22 protein-coding genes and 4 tRNA genes are annotated in these 22,791 nt (G+C 42.1%); 20 read left to right on the top strand and 6 right to left on the bottom strand.

What is annotated here, in order from left to right; genetic code table 11:
• Window positions 1-25 precede the first annotated feature (25 nt).
• Both F896_RS04455 and fghA read left to right on the top strand, forming a co-directional pair.
• Window positions 26-1,471, top strand: coding sequence for a C13 family peptidase (locus F896_RS04455; RefSeq protein ID WP_016164643.1), 1,446 nt, complete (start codon window positions 26-28; stop codon window positions 1,469-1,471).
• Window positions 1,440-2,279: an S-formylglutathione hydrolase gene (gene fghA / locus F896_RS04460; RefSeq protein WP_016164642.1), complete on the top strand. Its 840-nt coding sequence runs from the start codon at window positions 1,440-1,442 to the stop codon at window positions 2,277-2,279. The genes F896_RS04455 and fghA overlap by 32 nt, the downstream gene beginning before the upstream one ends.
• A gap of 88 nt (window positions 2,280-2,367) precedes the next feature.
• Here the strand turns inward: fghA and F896_RS04465 are convergent, their stop codons facing one another.
• Both F896_RS04465 and F896_RS04470 read right to left on the bottom strand, forming a co-directional pair.
• Window positions 2,368-3,375 carry an OmpA family protein gene (locus tag F896_RS04465; RefSeq protein ID WP_016164641.1) on the bottom strand — a complete coding sequence of 336 codons (1,008 nt, stop codon included), beginning with the start codon at window positions 3,373-3,375 and terminating at the stop codon, window positions 2,368-2,370.
• A 119-nt stretch (window positions 3,376-3,494) separates the two neighbouring features.
• A complete protein-coding gene (locus tag F896_RS04470; protein ID WP_016164640.1) occupies window positions 3,495-3,770 on the bottom strand; it encodes a DUF2218 domain-containing protein in 276 nt (91 codons plus the stop codon).
• Between the two features lie 181 nt (window positions 3,771-3,951).
• On the opposite strand from F896_RS04470, the gene rpe reads away from it, so the two are divergent.
• The 17 genes from rpe to F896_RS04550 all read left to right on the top strand — a co-directional run bounded on the left by rpe (window position 3,952) and on the right by F896_RS04550 (window position 16,984).
• Window positions 3,952-4,638, top strand: coding sequence for a ribulose-phosphate 3-epimerase (gene rpe / locus F896_RS04475; protein ID WP_016164639.1), 687 nt, complete (start codon window positions 3,952-3,954; stop codon window positions 4,636-4,638).
• Between the two features lie 369 nt (window positions 4,639-5,007).
• Entirely contained in the window at window positions 5,008-5,433 is a 426-nt protein-coding gene (locus tag F896_RS04480; RefSeq protein WP_016164638.1) for a hypothetical protein, read from the top strand.
• Between the two features lie 70 nt (window positions 5,434-5,503).
• On the top strand, window positions 5,504-7,354 hold the full coding sequence (locus tag F896_RS04485; protein WP_016164637.1) for a copper resistance system multicopper oxidase: 1,851 nt from the start codon (window positions 5,504-5,506) through the stop codon (window positions 7,352-7,354).
• Window positions 7,341-8,243: a copper resistance protein B gene (locus F896_RS04490; protein ID WP_016164636.1), complete on the top strand. Its 903-nt coding sequence runs from the start codon at window positions 7,341-7,343 to the stop codon at window positions 8,241-8,243. The genes F896_RS04485 and F896_RS04490 overlap by 14 nt, the downstream gene beginning before the upstream one ends.
• 82 nt (window positions 8,244-8,325) lie before the next feature.
• Window positions 8,326-8,826 (top strand): hypothetical protein, encoded by a 501-nt coding sequence (locus F896_RS04495; protein ID WP_016164635.1) that lies wholly within the window; start codon window positions 8,326-8,328, stop codon window positions 8,824-8,826.
• Between the two features lies 1 nt (window position 8,827).
• Window positions 8,828-9,373, top strand: coding sequence for a hypothetical protein (locus F896_RS04500; RefSeq protein ID WP_016164634.1), 546 nt, complete (start codon window positions 8,828-8,830; stop codon window positions 9,371-9,373).
• 168 nt (window positions 9,374-9,541) lie between these two features.
• Window positions 9,542-9,859 carry a DMT family transporter gene (locus F896_RS0120020; RefSeq protein WP_004655532.1) on the top strand — a complete coding sequence of 106 codons (318 nt, stop codon included), beginning with the start codon at window positions 9,542-9,544 and terminating at the stop codon, window positions 9,857-9,859.
• Between the two features lie 17 nt (window positions 9,860-9,876).
• Complete coding sequence (locus F896_RS04505) at window positions 9,877-10,365, top strand: methylated-DNA--[protein]-cysteine S-methyltransferase (protein WP_016164632.1); 489 nt, start codon at window positions 9,877-9,879, stop codon at window positions 10,363-10,365.
• A gap of 349 nt (window positions 10,366-10,714) precedes the next feature.
• The gene (gene argJ, locus F896_RS04510; RefSeq protein ID WP_016164631.1) at window positions 10,715-11,935 is read left to right on the top strand and encodes a bifunctional glutamate N-acetyltransferase/amino-acid acetyltransferase ArgJ; all 1,221 of its coding nucleotides are present in this window, start codon (window positions 10,715-10,717) and stop codon (window positions 11,933-11,935) included.
• 143 nt (window positions 11,936-12,078) lie between these two features.
• A complete protein-coding gene (gene nadA / locus F896_RS04515) occupies window positions 12,079-13,143 on the top strand; it encodes a quinolinate synthase NadA (protein WP_004655525.1) in 1,065 nt (354 codons plus the stop codon).
• A gap of 143 nt (window positions 13,144-13,286) precedes the next feature.
• Window positions 13,287-13,363, top strand: a tRNA-Pro gene (locus F896_RS04520).
• A gap of 68 nt (window positions 13,364-13,431) precedes the next feature.
• A tRNA-Arg gene (locus F896_RS04525) sits at window positions 13,432-13,508 on the top strand.
• A gap of 36 nt (window positions 13,509-13,544) precedes the next feature.
• Window positions 13,545-13,620: transfer RNA gene (locus F896_RS04530), tRNA-His, on the top strand.
• A 4-nt stretch (window positions 13,621-13,624) separates the two neighbouring features.
• Window positions 13,625-13,701, top strand: a tRNA-Pro gene (locus F896_RS04535).
• Between the two features lie 308 nt (window positions 13,702-14,009).
• Entirely contained in the window at window positions 14,010-14,477 is a 468-nt protein-coding gene (locus tag F896_RS04540) for a DMT family transporter (RefSeq protein WP_016164630.1), read from the top strand.
• A gap of 86 nt (window positions 14,478-14,563) precedes the next feature.
• Window positions 14,564-15,199: a nuclease-related domain-containing protein gene (locus tag F896_RS04545; protein ID WP_016164629.1), complete on the top strand. Its 636-nt coding sequence runs from the start codon at window positions 14,564-14,566 to the stop codon at window positions 15,197-15,199.
• A gap of 180 nt (window positions 15,200-15,379) precedes the next feature.
• Window positions 15,380-16,984 (top strand): GMC family oxidoreductase, encoded by a 1,605-nt coding sequence (locus F896_RS04550; protein WP_016164628.1) that lies wholly within the window; start codon window positions 15,380-15,382, stop codon window positions 16,982-16,984.
• 36 nt (window positions 16,985-17,020) lie between these two features.
• On the opposite strand, the gene F896_RS04555 is transcribed toward F896_RS04550, so the two are convergent.
• The 3 genes from F896_RS04555 to F896_RS04565 all read right to left on the bottom strand — a co-directional run bounded on the left by F896_RS04555 (window position 17,021) and on the right by F896_RS04565 (window position 20,367).
• Window positions 17,021-17,776, bottom strand: coding sequence for an ADPR responsive transcriptional repressor NtrR (locus tag F896_RS04555; RefSeq protein ID WP_016164627.1), 756 nt, complete (start codon window positions 17,774-17,776; stop codon window positions 17,021-17,023).
• Between the two features lie 199 nt (window positions 17,777-17,975).
• Window positions 17,976-19,463 (bottom strand): nicotinate phosphoribosyltransferase, encoded by a 1,488-nt coding sequence (locus tag F896_RS04560; protein ID WP_016164626.1) that lies wholly within the window; start codon window positions 19,461-19,463, stop codon window positions 17,976-17,978.
• A gap of 25 nt (window positions 19,464-19,488) precedes the next feature.
• Window positions 19,489-20,367: a phosphoribosyltransferase family protein gene (locus tag F896_RS04565; RefSeq protein ID WP_016164625.1), complete on the bottom strand. Its 879-nt coding sequence runs from the start codon at window positions 20,365-20,367 to the stop codon at window positions 19,489-19,491.
• Between the two features lie 356 nt (window positions 20,368-20,723).
• On the opposite strand from F896_RS04565, the gene F896_RS04570 reads away from it, so the two are divergent.
• Window positions 20,724-21,899 (top strand): zinc-binding dehydrogenase, encoded by a 1,176-nt coding sequence (locus tag F896_RS04570; RefSeq protein ID WP_016164624.1) that lies wholly within the window; start codon window positions 20,724-20,726, stop codon window positions 21,897-21,899.
• Window positions 21,900-21,970: 71 nt separating this feature from the next.
• On the opposite strand, the gene F896_RS04575 is transcribed toward F896_RS04570, so the two are convergent.
• Window positions 21,971-22,753 (bottom strand): TorF family putative porin, encoded by a 783-nt coding sequence (locus F896_RS04575; protein ID WP_016164623.1) that lies wholly within the window; start codon window positions 22,751-22,753, stop codon window positions 21,971-21,973.
• Window positions 22,754-22,791 lie beyond the last annotated feature (38 nt).

The following is a 22,791-nucleotide window of genomic DNA, read 5'->3' as shown; positions in this document are numbered from 1 at the left end:
AAAAGAGAAACTCCCGAAGAATTTTATGATAGACCTTAAACCCTCTATTAATATCTGGCATGATTTTAAAAGTAACCAAATTGCTGGAATGTGGTTGTTCCTCGGGTCTCGTCGTTCCTTACAGATCGTTCATCCCTCGATTACCCAACTGATTATTTGGGGAATTCTAGGAGGATGTACCAACTCTTTGTATAGCTGGTTAGTCGCAGGCCAAGTTGGAGAGTTTAACTCCCAAGGTCTGATTGGTTATGCACTTTGGCCTTTCATCGCTCTCATTGTCGGTATTTTTCTTTCGCAACGCATGAACCAGCCACGTCTGATGTTGGTGCCTGCCTTGTTATGGTTGGTGCTGGATACCAATATTCTACTGTTGCAATGCATCATTCAGTATTTGGGCTCAAACGGCTATCTCAATTTCATTCCTGACAGTATTTATAACGGCTTCCTGCCACCACTATTTGTTGGGTTGTTTGTTTGGCAAAGTTTGGCTGTGATTTGGGTTTTTTCACGCGCCTTAAACTGGCCGTGGTGGGAACGAGCCTTAGTTTTTGTGGCAACCATTGCGACCATGGTGGTTTGGCAACTTTCAGTGAAAGATCAGCCGATTTGGAAAGTCGAAGAAACCCCACCAAGTTTTGCAGAAGATGCTTTTTATGCACAAAGCCATTTACTGGATAAAGCGCTGGATCAAATTCAATATGGTGATATCGCCAAAAGCCATTGGTATTTTATGGGTGTGGCGGGTGATAGCTATGTGGATGTGTTTAAATCTGAGATCGAACGAATAAGAGAACAGTTTGATACGCGTTTTGGAACTTTCGGCCGTTCCATTATGCTGATTAATAATCCTGCAACACGCTTAGACGTCCCAATTGCCTCTAAAACCAGTATGGAATTGGCTTTACGTCGTATTGGTCAACAAATGAATCGGGATAGTGATGTCTTGTTTCTGTATATGACCTCGCATGGTGAGCGTAATCATTTTGAAATTGAAAATGCACCTTTGGATTTAGATCAGGTTGATCCAAAATGGTTAAGAGAAACCTTGGATAAATCTGGGATTCGTTGGCGTGTGATCGTGATTTCAGCGTGTTATTCAGGTAGTTTTATTCCTGCATTACAGTCACCCGATACTTTAATTATTACCGCATCTGCCGCAGATAAAACCTCATTTGGCTGTAATAACGAAGCAGATTATACTTATTTTGGTCGAGCGTTCTTTGATTTGGCGATGCGCGAACAATATTCAATGAAAACTGCATTTGAGCAAGCCAAGCAAACCGTGACTAAATGGGAAGTAGCACAGGGTGTAGAGCCTTCTGAGCCACAGTGGGCGATCGGGCGAAATATGGAACTGATGCTGCCACAGCTTGAGCCCTATTTATTTCCAACTCAGAATATCGCTTCAACAGATATAACCAAAACACAGGATGATGAACATGCAGCTACTGCAAAAAAACCGCTGTTTTGAGGGTGAGCAACGGATTTATCAGCTGGAATCTCAACATTTAAGGGGAAGTACTAAGGTGGGCGTTTATATGCCTCCTGCTGCTTTAGCGGGGAAGCCTTGTTCAGCTTTGTTTTATCTTGCAGGACTGACTTGTAGCGAAGAAACCTTTGCCATCAAAGCACATGCGCAACGAATGGCTGCTCGATTAAGTCTGATTTTGATTACGCCCGATACTTCTCCACGTGGAGATGATGTCGCTCAAGGTGATCATTGGGATATTGGTCAGGGGGCTGGCTTTTATCTCAATGCAACGCAACAGCCTTGGGCAGAACATTATCAAATGGAGTCCTATCTGGTTGATGAACTATATGCGCATGTCTTGCAAGAATTACCCGTGATCGAAAACCAAATGGGTATTTTGGGGCACTCGATGGGTGGACATGGTGCTTTGACCTTGGCTTTTAAATACCCAGAGCAATTTAAATCGGTTTCGGCTTTTGCACCGATTTGTGCGCCGAGTATTTGTCCTTGGGGTGAAAAGGCATTCACTCAATATTTGGGGTCTGATCAACAACAATGGCTCGCGCATGACGCCACGGCTTTGGTTCAGCAAAAGGGCAGTGTATTTGATGAAATTCTAATTGATCAAGGTTTAGATGATCAGTTCTATGCGCAATTGAACCCTGAAAAGTTTAAGCAAGCTTGTCTGGATGCAGGGCAACACCTGACTTTACGCCAACACAAGGGCTATGATCACGGCTATTACTTCATTCAAAGTTTTATCGATGATCATTTACAGTTTCATGCGATTCAATTAGAAAAAAATTAATAACCGAAAGATTCTTCTTAGGGGCTGTTGTTTGAGCCTATAACATAAGGCGTAGCTGAAATGCCAACAGCCCCTAATTTTTAGAGCATTATAATTTTACTAATTCGACTCTTCTGTTTTTTGCTTTACCTTCGTCACTCTCGTTACTGGAAACTGGTTTGGTATCGCCAAAGCCTTGCGCTTTTAAACGGGATGGATCTATGCCTGCATCGGTCAATGTTTTGACGACAGTTTGAGCTCTTGCCTGAGAGAGTTTCAAATTATGCGCTGGCTCACCCGAGTTATCAGTATAGCCATTAATTTCAAGTTTTAGAGCATCATCACTTTTTAATAAGTTCAGTATTTGGGTAATTTGTTCATGAGAATCTGCTAACAGAGTTGCTTTATCTGTTTCAAAGTTAATGCGTATATCAACTTTATTATTTTGATCCAAAGCTGTTTTTAACTGATTTGCAGACAGGGCTTTGGCAGTTATTTCTACTGGTCGAGTTTCTAAGACCAATAAACCCGCTGAGCGCCCACTTTGAGTGATTTGAAACCAGATATCTCGATGATTCTGATGAATCACATAGCTTTGTGTCGGATTGTTATAAATATCTCCTAATCCATCGACATAAGCGACGCCATATTTTTCTGAAAGTTGGGTGCTGAGTTCTGTCGGGATTTTACTGTCTGTAATTTTTTTCCCACCTAAGCTGATAATCACCGCATCCAAATTACGCTGTAAATCCAAGAAAGAGGCTTCTTGGTTATTCTCTTCCGCATCGATTCGTCCATTAAAAAGCTGACCTTCAACTTTCTCTAATCGATCTCCGACCCAAAACTCCATTTGAGCGAACTTTTCAGTGGATTGATGAGCAAAATGATAGCCTTTAGGACGTTGAATAAATGGAAAATCTCCAAGTTCAATATTTGAAATCGGAATTTGATCGATACTGAAGCTATCTGTTTTTGTTTGTGCTTCTGCTGATTGATGTTCTGTTGTCGGCGCACTTGTTTCAGCAGCCTCATGCTTTTCTTGTTTTTTGCTACAGCCGATGGTTGTTAGGCTAATGATTGCCGTCATTAACATGACGGATGAAAGTTTCTTATTCATATGCTTTCCCTAGTTAAGGCATACATGATATCCAAAACAAAATACTATTTTTAATTTTAAGCGGACAGATCGAATTGAAATACGGATCTACCCGCTGATTTAACACTTTTTCTAGTTTTTTAACTATGCTGCCATTCAGCTACAAATTCCTGTTGCGCCATACGGTTTAAATGATCCAGTACCACCTGTTCTAGGCGCGCTACATCTTCCTGTTGGTTTTCAATCAGTACAGCCAAATATTGTTCCTGTGGTGTGAGGGTCACAGTGGCAGTCGGCATAAAAATTTTTGAATGAGTTTCGGTTTCCAAGACTTCAAACTTATGTTTCCAATGGTTGAGCAAACGCTTACTGATTCGTTTCCCTTCAGTGGTTGTGATTTGAGTCGTACTGTTCATGTTCTCGATATCCTGTTATTTCACTCCATACCATAGCAAAGCTAAGAAAAGATAAAAATAGTGCAGATGCAACGTGGTGTTGCAAGTTTGCAATGCCCTAATAATGACTTTGTAACAGACTTAAGTCCGCTAAATTTGCTATAATGCATGCATCATTTTCTTAGAGTTTGCCAGGTCATCCATGTCCAAGCCTTATTTAATTGCACCTTCGATTTTATCTGCTGATTTTGCACGTTTAGGTGAGGACGTAGAAAAAGTTTTAGCTGCAGGTGCAGACGTTGTACATTTTGATGTGATGGATAACCACTATGTACCGAACCTGACCTTTGGCGCTGGTATCTGTAAGGCACTGAAAAATTATGGCATCAAAGCGCCGATTGATGTGCATCTGATGGTTTCACCTGTTGATCGTATGATCGGTGATTTCTTGGAAGCCGGTGCAGACATTATTACCTTCCATCCAGAAGCAACGGATCATATTGACCGTTCGTTACAGTTGATTAAGGCTGGTGGCGCCAAAGCAGGCCTAGTGTTTAATCCAGCAACGCCGTTGCACTATCTTGATTATGTATTGGATAAAGTCGATCAAATTTTATTGATGAGCGTCAACCCAGGTTTTGGTGGGCAAAAATTCATTCCAATGACGTTGGAAAAATTACGCCAAGCTCGTCAAATTATTGATGCCAGTGGCCGTGATATTCGTTTGGAAGTCGATGGTGGTGTAGGGCCGGCCAATATTCGTGAAATTGCAGAAGCGGGTGCAGATATGTTTGTTGCAGGCTCAGCGATTTTTGGTCAGCCGGACTATAAAATCGTGATTGATCAAATGCGTGCAGAGTTGGCACAAGTTGGTGCAAAAGAAGTTTAGTATTTTCATTCTATTATTCACATAAGCTTGTGGATAACTTTGTTTATAACTCGGTGGATAACCGTGTTGATAAGCAGGTGGATAAGATGTTGTTAAAATAAACAAAATGATTTCAGTTGTTTATATTCACAACAAAATGACGAAAAAAGGACAGTTTTTTGTCCTTTTTTTGTGCATTAACTTATTCATTTTGCTTTATTTTTGCTCACGCTTGTTGATGTGCCGTTTAGCTTGATAAAACAGCAGTTTGCAGCGAGGTTTTAGTAGAATTATCGAAATTCAAACATAAAGATGATTGTGCATAACTGCAAAAGAAATTATCCTAGGCACATTAAGTTATTTTTTTGATGATTGGAATAAGGAACATAAGTGCAACTTCTTAAGCGATACAAACGCCTGTGGTTTGTATTCCTGATGATATTTTTCATCGGGGGAAGTGGCGTGGCTGTTGCTGCTGTTCAAGCGATTCAATCCGATCAAAATACTTCAACTACAATTGCAGCTATGGCATGTCACGATCAGCAAATGATGGATCAACATCATCATATGCCAAGTTCGAAAAGTGACTCACTGAGTTCAGCACAGTGCCATGATGGGAAAATGCATAGCGATCAACATTGTCTGGACTGCAATAGTATCTCACATTGTCAAAGCATTAATCTGGGCTTAGATCAACATAGTCCAAGTTTAGCATCTTCGCCATTTTTAGAGCTCAGTACCCGTACCAATACGGATTATCAGGCTCGTCACCTTGCTGGTTATTGGCAAGAGATTTTACGCCCTCCTAAAGCCTGATCTGTCTTTACTCGGCTCTTTCTATCCATGAAAAGAGCAATTTGAAAAGTTAACAGATTAGGAAATTATCATGTCTTCAAAACTATATGCTGGTGTTGTTGCTAGCTTAAGCCTATTGTTTGCGCCTTATACTTTGGCTGCAATTAAAGAATACCATCTGAACATTAATGAAGGGATGGTGAATGTCACTGGCAAGCCCGTCAAACGTATTACCGTAAACGGTAAATTTATCGCCCCGCTCTTAGAGTTTGAAGAGGGCGATGAAGCGGTCATTCATGTGCATAACCAACTCAAAGATCAAGATACCTCTTTACATTGGCATGGCTTGCTTTTACCCGGGCTAATGGATGGTGTACCTGGTTTTAATGGTTTCAAAGGGATCAAGCCGAATGGCAGTTTTGAATACCGTTTCAAAGTACGTCAAAACGGCACCTATTGGTATCATGCACATAGTAAAGGGCAGGAACAAGATGGTTTGTATGGCGCTTTGGTGATTTATCCAAAAGGCAAGCAACCTGTTGCTGCACATGAAAAAGCTGAACGTGATTATGTGGTGATGTTGTCGGATTTCCATGAAACGGAAAGTGACAAGATCATGGCGAATTTGAAAAAGTCTGCTGAATACTACCAAAACCATCGTGAAACACTGGGCGATGTCTGGAAGCAAGTTAAAACGCAGGGTTTAAAAGCCACATGGCAAGATCGTTCCGCATGGAATCAGATGCGTATGGCCAAAACCGACATGGGCGATGTAGATGGCTATACCTTCTTGGTCAATGGTCAAACACCACAGCAAAACTGGAGCGGTGCTTTTAACGCGGGTGAAAAATTACGTTTACGTTTTATCAATGCTTCAGCAATGTCTTTCTTTGATGTACGTATTCCCAATTTAAAAATGACCGTGGTCAGTGCCGATGGCCAGCCCGTGAAACCTGTTCCTGTGGATGAATTCCGTATTGGAACAGCCGAAACTTATGATGTATTGGTTGAACCAAAACAGGCCCATTATCAAATTGAAGCAGAGTCGATTGACCGTACTGGCTTTGCCATTGGCTCCTTGCACAATAGCATGACTCCCAATATGCAAAAGGTTCAGATCCCTAAAGCGCGTCCACGTGCCTTATTAACCATGGAAGATATGGGCATGGATCATGGTGCACATGGTCAGATGGATATGGGCAAAATGGATACTGGATCAGACCAGCAGATGAATATGGCGAATATGGATCATAGCCAGCACCAGATGCCGCAAGACAAGGCAAAGACGGCAACAACCTCAGAGCCAGCTATGGATCATAGTGCACATGCTCAAATGAATATGAGCAATATGGACCATAGCCAGCATCAATCAACTGCCACTACGAACACCTCAAACACGGATACCGTGCAGGGTTGGGCTAATGCGGCAACGCCAGCAGGTCATAAAGCTTTAAGTTATGCAGATTTGCAATCATTAAAGCCACAGCCTGAGAGCTATAGTCGCCCAGCAGAACGTGAAGTGGTGATTCGTTTGGGGGGAACTATGGAGCGTTATATCTGGACCATTGATGGCAAGAAATTTAGCGATCCTGACTTTAAGCCTTTAACCGTGCGCTATGGCGAGCGTATCCGACTCAAATTTGTCAATGACAGTATGATGGCGCATCCGATGCATTTACATGGCATGTTTATGCAGCTGGAAAATGGTCAGGCACCTCAAGATATGCCAAATAAACATACTCTGGTTGTACCACCAGGTAAGACTGTTACGGCTTTATTGACTGCGGATGAAATCGGTGAATGGGCGATCCATTGTCATCTGTTGTATCACATGAGTGCGGGCATGATGAGTAAGTTAATTGTCGCCAATGTGGATGACAGCAAAGCAGCACCAACAACACCAGTTCAATCATCTGAAGGAGCGAGCCATGCACATCACTAAGCAATCTTCTAAGATGAAACGTTATACACAATTATTGGCGATTGGTGGCATTGTCTCTTCTTTCAGCGCATTGACCTATGCACATGAAGGACATGATCACTCGATGCAAATGGATATGTCGGCACGGCAGAACACGACAATGAATGCATCCATGCCGATGGACCATTCACAGCATCAAAGCCCAAGCATTTCCCCGCAGATGCAAAATAAAGATGAACATGCGGGCCATTATAAGGAGCATGGTGGGCAAATCTATCAGGCGACACAGTTAGATACGCAATGGATGTTGGATGAAGATGGGCAGGGCACGCTCAAGTCCAAGTTAAAAACTTGGGTGGGAACCGATGAAAATAAATTATTCATCATTGCTGATTATGCCAAGGCTGAGTCAGAAAAGTCGGAGCAAAGTCTGGCTGCGTTATACAGTCGGAATATTGCAGATTTTTGGGATATACAAGCTGGGGTAAATTATCGCTATAACCCTGATCGTGAGGTGGATAAGGAACAATTTGAGGGTGTCGTCGGTTTTCACGGCATGGCGCAGTATTTCTTCGAAACCGATGCACATCTGTATGTCGGACAAGACCAACAATGGCGCTTTGTGTTGGAAACAGAACGAGATTTGTTACTGACTCAAAAGTTGATTCTACAGCCATATCTGGAAATGGAATGGGTACTGCGAGATGAATCCAAGTATGCCGCTAAAACAGGCCTTGCCGATGCAGAAGTGGGGATCAAAACTCGCTATGAAATCGTCAAGAATCGAGTGATGCCTTTTATCGATGTCGGTTATGGCTATAGCAACGGGCGTAAAGAAACCAATTGGCAAACCGCCAGTGACTCCAAAACGGGTTGGGTCTATGGTGCAGGTCTGTCGCTAAAGTTCTGATATTTTACTTAAAATGTCATTTTTTCGAGATACTGTTGGTTTATACTGACAGTATCTTTTTTGAGTCATTCATGGTGCATAAATGGCTTTAGAACAACAAGACAATCCAATAATAGATAAACTAAACGCTGACAGCAATCTGAGAGCAAAATCTCAGCGTGTGACAGCTTCTCAACTTGAGCTGATTCCTGCTGATGGCAGTATGCATGTGAGTTTTTATTATATTCCCCATATGAGTAGCCCTGTAGAAGCACAGCGGGTGAGGAAAGCATTACTGCCTTTTTCAGATCAACTCATTGAACACTGTATTGATTTAGAAGCACGCCATTTAGCCCTCTATCATCAGGACCCGATTGCTGAGGTGACTGCCGCATTACAGCGCTTGAATCTCGGTGCGGAATTACAGCAAACCATGCCGCATTATGAACCGATGGAACTGGCTACTTCAAAACAACATGTGGCTCAGAATAAATATCAGCAGCAAGATGAGCATGTCTTAAGTCTGATTCAGCAATTTTTTACAGCTGCTTTAGCGCGATTTAAGCAATGGGTAAAAGCCTTAAGAAATAAACAGGATCAATAACATGCCGAGATGGATGTATGGCTTGCTGGTGATTGCACTCGGCTGGATGCTGTGGACAAAATGGATTAAGCCTACACCTGATATCAGTCAGATTACGACTCAGCAAGGTGTGCAGGTTGTGGCACTGGAAAATTATGAGGGTTCATTTCGCGTGCTTTCAAGAGAAGACTATCACTTGGGGCGTGAAGCTGAGTTTTCTCCTATGGATATTGCGGTAGGTTGGGGTGAAATGGCCAATCCTCAGGTTTACAAACAGATTGATATTTCCCAAAGTAACCGTTGGTATCGTTGGTCTGTCGATCACGAGCCACCCATTCCACTGCGGCAGATTGCAACACATAGTGCCAATATGCATCTGGTTCCCGCCAATGCCACAATTGCAGCACAAATGAAAAAAATTAAACAAGATGATTTGGTGTATTTAAAGGGTTCTCTGATTGAGATTCAGAGCCAAGATGGCTGGCGCTGGAAGAGTTCTTTATCTCGAGAGGATACAGGTAATGGCGCATGTGAGCTGATGCGGGTCGATCAGATTATCTGGCAGTAATGTATTTTAATAGAAGACTAAATTTTTCAATGTTTTAGTGATTTTAGATACAGAACAAATCACATGATTTGTATGTTTTACAGTACACTGCTGCACCTAGGAGGACGACCTCCCTCGAAAGAATCACGTTGGGACGACCCGACACTCGATAAAGTTGAGCGTAATAAAATGGCATGGGCAATTCTAATTTTGGCAGGTATTTTTGAAGTTATTTGGGCATATTCCATGAAGATGTCTGAAGGATTTACCAAGTTAACGCCAAGTATCGTGACCATTGTTTTCATGATTTTAAGTGTGGTATTACTTTCCATGTCGATGCGGACACTTCCACTTGGAACGGCCTATACCATCTGGACGGGAATTGGAGCAATTGGATCATTTGTTGTTGGCATTTTGATCTTGAATGAACCCATGACGGCTATGCGTATGATCGCAGCGGTATTAATCGTTTCAGGTCTTGTATTAATGAAGTTATCATCAAATTAATGGTTGAGGAGAGTGTGATGCAACTGGTGTATATGTACATGGATTCTCCTGTGGGTGCATTAAAACTGGTTGCTCATGATCAGGCACTTGTCGCCGTGATGTGGGGCAATGAAGATCATAAACGGGTGCGACTTTCTGAATTGGTTGAAGATCGCCAGCATCCGATGCTGCATCGCGTCAAACAACAATTAGAACAGTATTTTGCTGGGCAACGTCAGCAGTTTGATTTACCTTTGGATTTTCAAGGCACTGCATTTCAGCAACAAGTCTGGCAGGCTTTATTGAGTATTCCTTATGGGGAAACACGCAGTTATAAAGACATTGCCGTTCAGTTGGGTAATGAAAAAGCTGTGCGTGCGGTTGGGGCAGCCAATGGTAAGAATCCGATTTCGATTATTGCACCGTGTCATCGGGTGATTGGGTCGAGTGGAGCTTTGGTGGGTTTTGCAGGTGGTCTGGATAAGAAGCAGATTTTACTGAGTTTAGAGCAAAGCCAAATTCCATAATCTGTAGTGTTAATACTCGATTTTCATTTCTTTTTGGAATAAGCTACTTAACAGATATGAATCGACATATTTTATGACTTGAACCGTAACTCAGTTATTAGCGAGGCGGTGTCTTGCTTAGTGTAATTCAATATTAGGAATAACCTTCGGTTCGAGCTACTTTGGTTTCGCCCAAAGTAACCAAAGGCATTGTCATCTACAAAACCTGTTCACTTGTTGCATTTGTTTTATCTATCGCAGAAACGGGATATTACAAATACCACGCAGGTTGTAGATGACCTTTCCGAGTCTCATATATAGGGTATGTATTCATTTTCTTTTTCATAACAAATTGAATGGAAGTTTAAAAATGGCTGTTGGTGACGTAACAATGCCACTTATGCATGTGGTGCAGGGTGTAAAAATTGGCTCAACTGAGGCGTATGTACGTTATCCAAATCGACGAGATTTAGTCATTTTTGAATTTGCCGAAGGCTCAACGGTTGCAGGGGTATTTACCCAAAGCGCTTTTGCGGCTGCGCCTGTTCAATTAAGTAAAAAGCATTTAACAGAAAATACCCCACGTTACCTGATTATCAATACGGGTAATGCCAATGCTGCAACAGGAACAGTTGGTTATAAAAATGCAGAGGCGACTTGTGCAAAGTTGGCTGAGTTAACTGGTGTTCAATCCAATCAGGTTTTACCGTTTTCAACTGGTGTGATTGGTGAGCAACTTCCAATTGAACGTTTAGTACAAGGCATTCAACCTGCATTAAATGATTTAAATGCGGATCGTTGGGCGGACGCTGCATCGGGCATTATGACCACAGACACTACACCAAAAGGTGCATCTGAGCAGTTTGAGCTAGATGGTGTGAGCTATACCATGACGGGAATTAGCAAAGGCGCAGGCATGATTCGTCCGAATATGGCGACTATGTTGAGCTTCGTTGCAACCGATGCCCCGATTAGTGCTGAATTGGTGCAGCGGTTATTGCAAACTACGGTTGAGCATTCTTTTAACCGCATTACCATTGATGGTGATACCTCGACCAATGACTCTTGTATCTTTGTGGCGACAGGTTTAGCTGGTGGTGCTGAAATCCAGAGTCAAGACGATGCACGTTATCAACAAGTGCTCGATGTGCTTGCACGTATCATGAATCGTTTGGCGCAATTGATTGTGCGTGATGGTGAGGGTGCGACCAAGTTCATTACGGTTCAGGTGGAAGGCGGAGCCAATACCCAAGAATGTTGTGATGTTGCTTATAGTGTTGCTGAGTCACCGCTAATTAAAACGGCTTTATTTGCCTCAGATCCAAACTGGGGTCGTATTGTGATGGCGATTGGTAAGGCGGGTGTACCAAACCTAGATAGCAGTAAAGTTCAAGTCTGGCTGGGTGATGTCCAGATTTGCCTAGATGGTGGGGCAAACCCAGACTATACCGAAGAAGCGGGCGCAGCCGTCATGGCTGAGAAAGAAATTAGCATTCGTATAGACCTTGGTCGTGGCACAGCAAAAGATACGGTCTATACCTGTGACTTTTCTTACGACTATGTCAAAATTAATGCCGATTATCGCTCATAAATTTGCGTTATAATAAAGCCTCCACAGTGGGGCTTTTTTTATAAGCTAGTTTGTGGATGAGGTGATTTTTCCCAAATGATCACGCCATTACCCACGTTAAAAGTTTGCAGTGATGCAAGCACGCAGGATAGAGAAGACGTTTTATGAATGATGCGAATTTAATTGCGAACGAAGCCAAAAATATTGTGCAGGCGCATTTAGATCGTTTGGGCGAGCCAAAGGACAATAGCCTTAGCCCAGAAGTGAAACAAGAAAAGTTTGCCCAAATTGCAGCTGAGTTGAAAAAGCGCAATGCAGTCCTTGTGGCTCACTATTACTGTGATCCTGAAGTGCAAGAGCTTGCCGAACTGACAGGTGGCTGTGTTTCTGATTCATTGGAAATGGCGCGTTTTGGTCGTGATCATCCTGCAACAACGCTTGTGGTGGCAGGCGTGAAGTTTATGGGCGAAACCTCAAAAATCTTATCCCCTGAAAAAACAGTTTTGATGCCAACATTGGAAGCAACCTGTTCACTTGATTTGGGCTGTCCTGTAGATGAGTTCACTGCATTCTGTGATCAACATCCAGATCATACCGTAGTGGTCTATGCCAATACTTCTGCAGCAGTCAAAGCACGTGCCGATTGGGTGGTGACTTCTAGCTGTGCTGTAGAGATTATTGAACACTTAGATAGTTTGGGTGAAAAAATTATTTGGGCACCAGATCAGCATTTAGGTCGCTATATTCAAAAGAAAACAGGCGCGGAAATGTTGTTGTGGGATGGCGCATGTATCGTACATGAAGAATTCCGCGCGCGTGGGATTGCGCAAATGAAAGCACTTTACCCAGATGCTGCGGTATTGGTTCACCCTGAGTCACCTGAATCGGTGGTGGATATTGCAGACGCGGTGGGCAGCACCTCGCAACTGATTAAAGCAGCACAGACCTTACCGCATAAACAAATGATCGTGGCAACAGATCGCGGCATTTTCTATAAAATGCAGCAAGCAGCGCCTGATAAAGAATTATTTGAAGCACCAACTGCAGGTGAGGGGGCAACTTGTCGTTCATGTGCACATTGTCCGTGGATGGCAATGAACGAACTGGATGGTATTTTGCATGTATTACAGCATGCCGATCAAGAAATACACGTTGATCCAGCCTTAGCTGAACGGGCGAAATTACCCTTAGATCGAATGTTGAACTTTAGTGCTTCTTTGAAACGCTAAAACGTCTGAAAATGCTTGTTAAATATACATTTGATAAGGATTTATTAGTTTTTTGGAAAATAGGTGTTGACGTTCTAAGGCGTCGCGCCTAGAATGCACACCGTACCGCACGATGTGCGATACAATAAAAGCTGAAAAGAAATCGGAGCATAGCACAGCCTGGTAGTGCACCTGGTTTGGGACCAGGGGGTCGTAGGTTCGAATCCTACTGCTCCGACCATTTAAAATATGTTGAAAAACATAGTTTTAAATATCGGCGAAGTATCGTGATAGTATTATCATCGTTATGCGCCTGTAGCTCAGTTGGATAGAGCATCCGCCTTCTAAGCGGATGGTCACAGGTTCGAATCCTGTCAGGCGCGCCATTTGGCAGCTTGGTATATAGAATCAAAGTTTTGATGGTGGATGTAGCTCAGTTGGTAGAGCCCCGGATTGTGATTCCGGTTGTCGCGGGTTCGAATCCCGTCATTCACCCCAATTTCGGAGCATAGCACAGCCTGGTAGTGCACCTGGTTTGGGACCAGGGGGTCGTAGGTTCGAATCCTACTGCTCCGACCATCATCTTAAAAGATGAGATAAGAAACCGCTAAGTTAGCGGTTTTTTTACGTCTGGTTTTTTTAAATTTAATAACTTAAATTGAGTCCGTAGCTATAATCTGTTCCGTATCAGATAATGATTAAATAAATTGTTAAATAGAAGAAAATAAAGGAATAAATAATTTTAAATTGTGTGTTTGCTGACTTTCCACGGTCAAAGTAAAGCGAAATATATATTGTCCTAATCTGTTAAAAGTAAATGACTAAGATGCTGAGTTAAGCTGGGTATTTACGATATGATTAAATCAAAATAAAAAGAGAAAATGACCATGCATAATATTAGCTATATCATGATTAGCATATTGGGAGGTGTGATCGTTCCATTACAGCTCGCAATGGTAAATGCTTTTCGAAATACAAGTGGTGCTTCTCAAATTCAATCAACTTTTGTGCTTTATATTGGTGGAGCAATTGCATCACTGATGATTGCATTAATCGTTGATGGTACGATTAAACCTCCATTATACCAACAAGCTTCATGGTGGATGTGGTTTCCAGGTTTTCTTGGCTCTCTTTATATTCTTTGTATGTTTCTTGCAGCTCCTCAAATAGGAGCAACAAATACATTGTTATGGGTTTTCTTGGGACAAATGCTCTTTGCAACGGTTATTGATAGCACAGGATTTCTAGGAATGCAGGTTAGAAAAATAGATGGATTAAAATTGTTAGGTCTGTTTTTTATTTTTATGGGTGGTTTGATTTTAATTTATAATGAATATAGAAATATAAATAATTAAGTGTGCATTGATAAAATATATTTTAAAATTTTTAGATCTTGTTTTTGTTTTTAATAAATTTAATTTAAAATTACTGGGGAATGAATATGCTTTTATACTTTATATTTTTCATTATTATTCTTGCTATTCTCACTTATTTGAAATCACCATATTTTAAAGGAAAAATGGGTGAGCTGATGGTTTCAGTTCACGTAGATAAGGGGTTAGGGGAAGAGTATATGTTATTAAACAACGTGACGATCCCTGATGGTGCGCAAGGTACAACTCAAATTGACCATATTTTAATAAGTCCTTATGGGGTTTTTATTGTAGAAACCAAAAATTATACAGGATGGATTTTTGGGAGTGCTCGTCAAAAGCAATGGACGCAAAAAATTTACAAGAAAAGCTATAAATTTCAAAACCCTTTACATCAAAACTATAAACATAGCAAAGTACTAGAGATGGTGCTAAATGACGTGTTAGATCCACAATATTTACATTCGGTTATTGTTTTTACACCTCGTAGTGAATTTAAAACAGAAATGCCTGAAAATGTGTTTCGAGGTAAGGCTTGGCTGAAATATGTGAAAAGTTTCAATGAAGAGGTGATCAGCCCCATGAAACAGAAAAGAATTCGCTATCGTATTGAGAAAGAAGTATTGGAACCATCGTGGAAAACAGATCGTCAACATGTTGAGTATCTGAAACAGAAAAAATTAGAGAAAGAATCCATCCAGTAGTTTTGCAACAGATTCTCTTTTTACAACAACGAGGCTGCTGGATTTGGCTATTGCGCTTTGATGATGATCCAGTTAAGTTGCTTATATTGATATGAATTGGTTAGACAACTACAACAGTATTTAAATGCCGTGTTCGGCATAATGCTTCCACTTTTTAAAAAGAAAAAACAGAGTATAGCGATGACAGAAACAGCTTTTGATTTTGTAATTATAGGTGGTGGTTCAGCAGGATCGGTACTGGCTGGACGATTATCGGAAAATCCAAATATTTCGGTATGTTTATTAGAAGCTGGTGGTGATGGCAACAGTTGGTTGGTGAATACACCTTCAGCAGCAGTGATTAGTATCCCGACTAAAATTAATAACTGGGCTTTAGAAACCATTCCACAAAAAGGGTTGAATGGCCGAAAAGGCTATCAACCGCGAGGTAAGTGTTTAGGCGGTAGTTCTGCCATCAATGCCATGGTTTATGTTCGAGGACATCGTAGTGACTATGATCATTGGGCTGCTTTGGGTAATGCAGGATGGTCTTATGAAGATGTTTTGCCATATTTTATAAAATCAGAGCACAACGAACGCATTCGTAATGAATATCATGGACAACATGGTCCACTTAATGTCAGTGAACTACGTTCGGATAACCCTTATCAAAAAAGCTTTGTTGAAGCTGCGAAGCAGGTGAATTATCCGCTGAATGATGACTTCAATGGTGCAGAACAAGAAGGACTTGGGGTTTATCAAGTTACGCAAAAAAATGGCGAACGTTGGAGTGCTGCACGCGGTTATTTGTTCCCTTATTTAGGTACTCGTCCGAATCTACAGGTGATTACGCAAGCCAGTGTTTCACGAATTGTGATTGAAAATGGTCGTGCTGTCGGGGTTGAATATAAACATAAAGGCCAAACCACGATTGTCCAAGCCAATAAAGAAGTGCTCTTATCAGCAGGTGCGTTCCAATCGCCACAAGTGTTGATGTTGTCTGGTATTGGTCCTCGTCAAGAGCTTGAAAAGCACGGCATTCCCGTTGTTAAAGATTTAGCGGGTGTTGGTGAAAACCTGCATGACCATCCTGACTTTATTTTTGCTTATAAAACAAAGCAAATGGAGGGAACCTTCGGGGTCTCGGTTGGTGGTAGCATCGATTTAGTGAAACAAATTGGACGCTATCGTAAAGAGCGTCGTGGTTTGATCACCACCAATTTTGCTGAGTGTGGTGGTTTCTTAAAAACTCGTCCTGAGTTGGATAAGCCAAACTTACAGCTGCATTTTGTGATTGCCGTGGTCGATAACCATGCTCGAACCATGCATATGGGACATGGAATTTCATGCCATGTGTGTTTGTTGAATCCGCGTGCGCGTGGTTCGGTCAAACTCAGTGGTAAACATGTGGATGATCCATTGCTGATTGACTTTAAATTCCTTGAGGATGAGCAAGATCTTCAAGATATGATCGATGGTTATAAAGTCACGCAAAAGTTAATGAATGCTCCTGCTTTAAGTGAAAAAATTAAAGAGGACATGTTTACCGCCAATGTTCAGTCTGATGATGAAATTCGTGAAATTTTACGCCAACGTGTTGATACGGTCTATCACCCAGTCGGCAGTTGTAAAATGGGTGTAGATGAAATGGCCGTGGTTGATCCTGAACTGAAAGTGTATGGTGTCGAAGGTTTGCGCGTGGTTGATGCCTCAATTATGCCAACTGTAGTGAATGGCAATACCAATGCACCGACCATTATGATTGCTGAAAAAGCAGTGGACTTGATTCGCCAAGCTTGGAAGTAAACTTAAACTATTAGTAATTAGAGCTAAGGTTATACCTTAGCTCTTTTCATTTTCAGCAGAGTTGCGTGGCGTTTCCAGCATGCGCGGAAAGGTGAAGTTATAACTTTCCAATGCATAGCGAAACAATTGGGCTGGGCGCTTGCCGACAATTTTTTGCTGTCCTGTTTCTTCAACTGCACCTGCTTCCTGCATACGCCGTCTAAATGATTTTTTTTCTAATGTATGACCTAAAATAATTTCATAAATGGTTTGTAATTCGGTCAGGGTAAAAAGCTCAGGCATGAGACTGGCTGGTAGAGCGGTGTAACGGGTTTTATTACCAAGCCGATCATAAGCGAGTTGGAGTAGCTGTTGATGATCAAAAGCTAAATCCAGCTGTAGTGCCTGATCGATTGCAAGCCATTGACTATACTCGGTGGTGTGACTTGCTTGAATTTCAAATTTGTCAAAATCAATTAAGGCAAAATATAAAGCGGTAATGGACCAGCCACGTGGATCACGATGTTGATTACCAATGGTTTCGACTTGTTCTAGGTAAGGGGAGTGAATCCCTGTTTTTTCAAGCAGTTTACGGTGGGCTGTTGCCATTAAATCTGGATCGGTTTTTAAATCGACAAAGCCACCCGGTAGCGCCCATTTGCCTTTTTCGGGAAAGTTGGAGCGTTGAATTATTAAGACTTGTAATTGACCTTTTGCTACAGAAAAAATTGCCATATCGACCGTAAACAGAGGCGTGTCATAGTCTGTTTTTTGATAGTGAGCAAGGTATTCCTGTTCGGTGGTATAGGTCATTTGGCGTTGTCTCATGGATGAGTGAATCAAGTATAAAGGTTTTTTATAGATTTGAATGAGCTGATGGTACATCCTGAGCGAAGTTCAAAATAGCATTCTGAACTTCGTGCAAGATCGTTAAATGGGCGGCATCCATGCCGACTGTCATGATGTAGCGTAGATAAACTTCAAATGTGAAATGAGTGATATTGATATCGTTTTAGACTAATCTCGCCCGGATTTGATCAAGCGAGCATTCTCTTAACAATTGACCATTTTCAAATACTGTTTGCAGTGCACCCATCTTCTCCTGTTCAAAGCTTTGTTGATCAAATAACTCAAAACCATTCTCAGTCTGTTCAACCCGTAATAAGCCCTTGGCTGATTTTTTAACACCTGAGTCGGTCACTGGGTCTTTAAACAGTTCACGACCGACGCCGTTGACCTGACCCCAAGTGGCTTTTACGGCAAAACCAAAGCTATCACGAGTCAAATAATTATAGGTATAGCTGCCAATTCCAAAAACCAGATTATTTGAAGCAAAGCCTTTGGCTTCCAAACCTTTTAAGATATTTTGGGCACGTTCTAGGGTAATCGAGTCACCATAGATTAAGCCAACACGCTCGTTCAGTACTTTATAACCTTGTGCTGTTTCAGTACCGCCAAAAATTTCCCATAAACACTGCACTGCACCTTTATAAGCGGGACTATCTAGCTCTGCATCAGGATCACCACAGATAATTTTCACGGGATCACCTGAATCTGGACGAAACACCACTTTGGCGAGTCCGAGGGCATTCGGTTGGCGTTTTAAAATCTCTGCTTTTAATTCCACGCTAAATTCAGTAATCACACGCCAGAAGTCCCAAGTATCTGAAACGATACTGACTACACCAGCAGGATAAAGCTCACAGATCAAACGTCTAAAGGTCTCGATTTCACTTTCTTCACTGCCCATACACATCACACTATGTTCTGTTGCAGGTACTGAAACGCCCACCACACCTGTTGCATTGTAATATTCTTCAGCATAGTCAATTGAAGCAACTGAATCGGTTCCGATAAAACTGGTCAAGTGGCCCACGCCTGATTGGGCTGCATCATAGATCCCACTCATCCCTCGGCTACTAAAATCATGGCCTTGAACAGCAACAAAGTCTAAAGGTGCACCTGTTTTTTCTGCATATTGGGTCAACAAGCGTTTGTATTCATAGGCAATGCTGGCGGTGGTACAGCTTTTCCAGAGCTCAGCACTGAGTACGGTTTCAATATAGTTGGTTAACCAAAAGAAATTCGGATCAGTATTGATAATGGTCAATACAGGCACTTTGATATTGACTCGACTACCTTCTGGCAAGGCTTTAATTTTTAATGGTAAATAGCCAAGATCGTGCAAGGCTTCGATGTGCTCGACCGGCACCGCACCTTCACCTAAAGCGTTGTCCATACGGCGTTTATAGGCTGCCACCACTTTGGCTTTAGGTTGATTGAAGAAGCCCTCATTCCAAGTTTCAATCAGAAAGTGTTTGATAAAGCCTTGCAGACCAAAAAACACAATCTTGTCATCAAAGTTAGGCAGCATTTTGGCTAAACGTGATGAACGTGGGGTAAAGTTGGCATAGACGTATTCAGTTCCCACTGGATACTGACGACGGTGGTCTGCTTTATAGAAATCAATTGCATTGAGTGGGTTAATTTTAATACTCATTTTTATCGGCCTCTTGCTTTAAATCTTAATTTTGAAAATTGATGATGTTAAGTTTGTTTGCTTCTGCTTGTGGCAGGCTATTGCTGGTAAAGACCTGATCGACCAAGCCATCAAATACCGAAAGACCTTTGCTAAAGATGCCATGCGTGACATATAAAATAATGTTTTGGCAGTTTAGGCTGCGTAGTTGTTTGGCAATACCAATAAAGGTTGCACCACCATCGCAAATGTCATCGGTAATCACGGCTGTTTTTCCTGTCAAATCAGGGCTATCCACCGCCGTTGTTCTAATTTTTCCAGTGCTTGGATCACGTTTCTTTTCACAGTGAATCACTTCAATGGCTTGTTGGCGTTGCGGATCGATACCGTTTGCAATCGCTTGGGTGCGTTGTGTTGCGCCTGCATCAGGGCAGATCAATACCGTATTGTCAGCGCTTAAAATCTGCATCAATGCTGGGCTTTGCTGGATAATCTCAATCGGTTCGATATTGATCACCGTTTGGAAGCTAGTATTTTTGCGTAACAGCTCAAGGGTCACTGGGCTATGACAATCCCACACCACAATTTTCTGACGCTGTCCTGCAAATTTTTCGCTATTGCTATTCAATAGCTTGGTCATTAAATCCAGTGAGAAGGCCTGACCTTGTGCACAGATACGGTCTTGACGTGCATAGGGAAAATAAGGGATTTCCACTAAAAGGCGAGTACCTTGTTGCAGCAACACATTTTCCAGTAATAGATAATCCATCACATCTGTGCTGTTCTGTAGTGAGGCTTTGATCTGAGTGTCAGCTTGTAATTGGTTCAATAACTCAGGCTGTAGTTGAATATGACGTTCACCACCTGAAAACTGCAAAAACTCGATGGGAACATTCGCTTGAGCTGTCTTAAGTTGAATCGTCATTTTTAGCTTCTCTTTTATAGTGGCTTAAAGCCAGTAAATATATAGTGTCATAAAGACACTATTAAATGCAAGGTTTAAATTTGATCGTTTTAATAAAAATAGGGCGGTAGTCCAGAAAAAAATATTCATCTATTTGAAGTTAAAAGAGAATAATTTTTAAACTTTTTTTGAATCAATCGAGCGATTTTAAAATACATCATTTGCTGACTTTATTGCTGCGATATATTGATATTTAGGTCATAGTTTTTGACAATTATCCTTGTCAGGATTGATTCATGTATTGTTTGCTTGGTACAGCAACGGGTCAAAGTGCTGAAGGTGAACAATGGGAATAAAACAAAAAAGGAAAGCATCCTATGAAATCTCTGATTTGTCATAACGCTGAATTAAAACTGGAAGACAGCCTTCAATTGGTTCCTGCAAAGGGGCAAGTCTTACTTGAAGTGGTGCGTTGCGGTATCTGTGGTTCTGATTTACACATGCAACATCACTGCGATCATATGCATGATTTGGCAGCGCGAGTCGGCTTTAATGGGGTGGCAAAGTCCTCGGATAAACTGGTGTTTGGTCATGAGTTCTGCGGCAAAGTCTTGGATTATGGTCCAAAAACACGCCGTAAATTGAAAGCCGATACTTTGGTTTGTGCCATGCCTTTGTTAAATGTTGATCCGCAAGGTTATGTGCCGACGGGGCTGTCGCCAAGTGCTTCTGGCGGTTATGCAGAACAGGTCTTGGTACAATCGAGTTTAATGTTTGAAGTACCTAATGGCTTAGATGCGGATCGTGCCGCGCTGACTGAACCAATGGCGGTTGCCTTACATGCGGTACGTCGTAGCCGAATCAAGAAAAACGAGCCAGCGATCGTGATTGGTTGTGGTCCAGTCGGTTTGGGCGTGATTATTATGCTCAAGGCAGCAGGTGTTAAAACCGTGATTGCCAGTGATTTTTCACCGAACCGTCGTCGTTTGGCCGAGCAATGTGGTGCGGATGTCTTGATTGATCCTAAACAACAGTCTCCATTCGGTAGTTGGAAAGAGCTTGGCTTATTGGGCAATGTCTCTGAAGCAGTGAATATGGGCATGGGAATTTTTGACAAGGTTCAGACTTACTCATTACCGTGGGTGAACGCCATGCGCGTAGGGGATAAACTCGGGATATTGCCGAAACGTCCGGTGATTTTTGAGTGCGTGGGGGTAGCAGGAATCATGCAGCAGATCTTAGAGGGTGCACCGCTATTCTCACGTATCGTAGGGGTGGGGGTTTGTATGCAAAGCGATAAAATAGAGCCAGCATTAGCCATCAATAAGGAATTAGAAATCCAGTATGTGCTGGGCTATACCCCACTTGAGTTCCGTGACACGCTGCATATGATTGCAGAAGGTAAAGTGGATTGTTCACCGTTGATCACGGGTGTGGTCGGTTTGGAAGGGGTGGGCAATGCCTTTGAGGCGCTGCGTGATCCAGAGCAACATGCCAAGATTCTGATTGATCCAAAACGTGCAGGCTCAACGATTGAACTGATCAAGCCTTAATATCCAAGATTCCAAAAAGCCGCTTGCAATGAAGCGGCTTTTTTATGTCAGATCATGCGATTGAGCTTGGATTAGAAGCTTTTGGTCAGTGACAAGGTCACAGTTGAATCAATTGGATTGGAGACTTTGGCGTTGGGATTGCCATTGCTATATTGCTGATAAAAACCGTCTTTATCCCATGCTTTGCTATAGGTCAAACTGCTGGAAAGATTGTATGGCAGTTCTTTGTTGACGGCAAAACTGGCATCTTGGAAGCTAGCAGCAGAAAAGTTTTTAATGCGTTGGTTGCCATAATGCGCATCGACCGACCAACCTTGCGTAATCGGTTGATGCCAATTGACATCCAGATAACCCGAACCACGTGAATGCTTATTGTTGCCGACGCCCAAGGTATTTGAATTATTGCCGAAATAATCTTGGGTATAGGTAATCGCATATTTAACGCTGAGCGGCCCATAGCTGATTTCAGGAATAATTTCCCCATAATCAAAACGGGTATTGCCTGTATCCGCAGTGGTTTTTGCCCCAGGATAATAGTAATAGGCGACTTTAGTGCCAACGGTTAAATCACCAAAACTGCGGCTATAGCCGGTATACACATCCCATTCTACCGAGGCATCCTGAATAAAATGATCACTCACCGTCGATGCCCAAGTGCCTGCATAAAAACCACTGGCATGGTTGTAATCCAGTCCACCTTGTAAGGCAGGTTTGCCCCAAGTTTGTTGAAAACCGCGAGAAACGTATTGGCTGGCCGCAGTGATATTGGCTGAGTAGGGCGAGGTGCTTTCAGTGGCGTGCGTGCTTTGAAAATAAAAAGCCAAAGGTGCAATTAAGAATAAAGTTTTTTTCATCATTTCTCCCTGAATGAAGTGAAACCCGAAGCTGAGCT

Origin of the sequence: Acinetobacter genomosp. 15BJ (assembly GCF_000400715.1) — a bacterium.
In the GTDB taxonomy this organism is placed as follows: Bacteria; Pseudomonadota; Gammaproteobacteria; order Pseudomonadales; family Moraxellaceae; genus Acinetobacter.
Note: the sequence above shows the minus strand (reverse complement) of the source record. Positions and strands in the feature narration are given on the sequence as shown.

Bases quoted from the DNA above. Each gene is read 5' to 3' on its own strand.
- F896_RS04455 (WP_016164643.1), top strand. From the start codon at position 26: ATGATAGACCTTAAACCCTCTATTAATATCTGGCATGATTTTAAAAGT.
- argJ (WP_016164631.1), top strand. From the start codon at position 10,715: ATGGCTGTTGGTGACGTAACAATGCCACTTATGCATGTGGTGCAGGGT.
- F896_RS0120020 (WP_004655532.1), top strand. From the start codon at position 9,542: ATGGCATGGGCAATTCTAATTTTGGCAGGTATTTTTGAAGTTATTTGG.
- F896_RS04495 (WP_016164635.1), top strand. From the start codon at position 8,326: ATGGCTTTAGAACAACAAGACAATCCAATAATAGATAAACTAAACGCT.
- F896_RS04500 (WP_016164634.1), top strand. From the start codon at position 8,828: ATGCCGAGATGGATGTATGGCTTGCTGGTGATTGCACTCGGCTGGATG.
- F896_RS04560 (WP_016164626.1), bottom strand. From the start codon at position 19,463: ATGAGTATTAAAATTAACCCACTCAATGCAATTGATTTCTATAAAGCA.
- F896_RS04470 (WP_016164640.1), bottom strand. From the start codon at position 3,770: ATGAACAGTACGACTCAAATCACAACCACTGAAGGGAAACGAATCAGT.
- F896_RS04565 (WP_016164625.1), bottom strand. From the start codon at position 20,367: ATGACGATTCAACTTAAGACAGCTCAAGCGAATGTTCCCATCGAGTTT.
- rpe (WP_016164639.1), top strand. From the start codon at position 3,952: ATGTCCAAGCCTTATTTAATTGCACCTTCGATTTTATCTGCTGATTTT.
- F896_RS04465 (WP_016164641.1), bottom strand. From the start codon at position 3,375: ATGAATAAGAAACTTTCATCCGTCATGTTAATGACGGCAATCATTAGC.
- F896_RS04575 (WP_016164623.1), bottom strand. From the start codon at position 22,753: ATGAAAAAAACTTTATTCTTAATTGCACCTTTGGCTTTTTATTTTCAA.
- F896_RS04545 (WP_016164629.1), top strand. From the start codon at position 14,564: ATGCTTTTATACTTTATATTTTTCATTATTATTCTTGCTATTCTCACT.
- F896_RS04490 (WP_016164636.1), top strand. From the start codon at position 7,341: ATGCACATCACTAAGCAATCTTCTAAGATGAAACGTTATACACAATTA.
- fghA (WP_016164642.1), top strand. From the start codon at position 1,440: ATGCAGCTACTGCAAAAAAACCGCTGTTTTGAGGGTGAGCAACGGATT.
- F896_RS04505 (WP_016164632.1), top strand. From the start codon at position 9,877: ATGCAACTGGTGTATATGTACATGGATTCTCCTGTGGGTGCATTAAAA.
- F896_RS04540 (WP_016164630.1), top strand. From the start codon at position 14,010: ATGCATAATATTAGCTATATCATGATTAGCATATTGGGAGGTGTGATC.
- F896_RS04555 (WP_016164627.1), bottom strand. From the start codon at position 17,776: ATGACCTATACCACCGAACAGGAATACCTTGCTCACTATCAAAAAACA.
- F896_RS04550 (WP_016164628.1), top strand. From the start codon at position 15,380: ATGACAGAAACAGCTTTTGATTTTGTAATTATAGGTGGTGGTTCAGCA.
- F896_RS04570 (WP_016164624.1), top strand. From the start codon at position 20,724: ATGAAATCTCTGATTTGTCATAACGCTGAATTAAAACTGGAAGACAGC.
- F896_RS04485 (WP_016164637.1), top strand. From the start codon at position 5,504: ATGTCTTCAAAACTATATGCTGGTGTTGTTGCTAGCTTAAGCCTATTG.
- nadA (WP_004655525.1), top strand. From the start codon at position 12,079: ATGAATGATGCGAATTTAATTGCGAACGAAGCCAAAAATATTGTGCAG.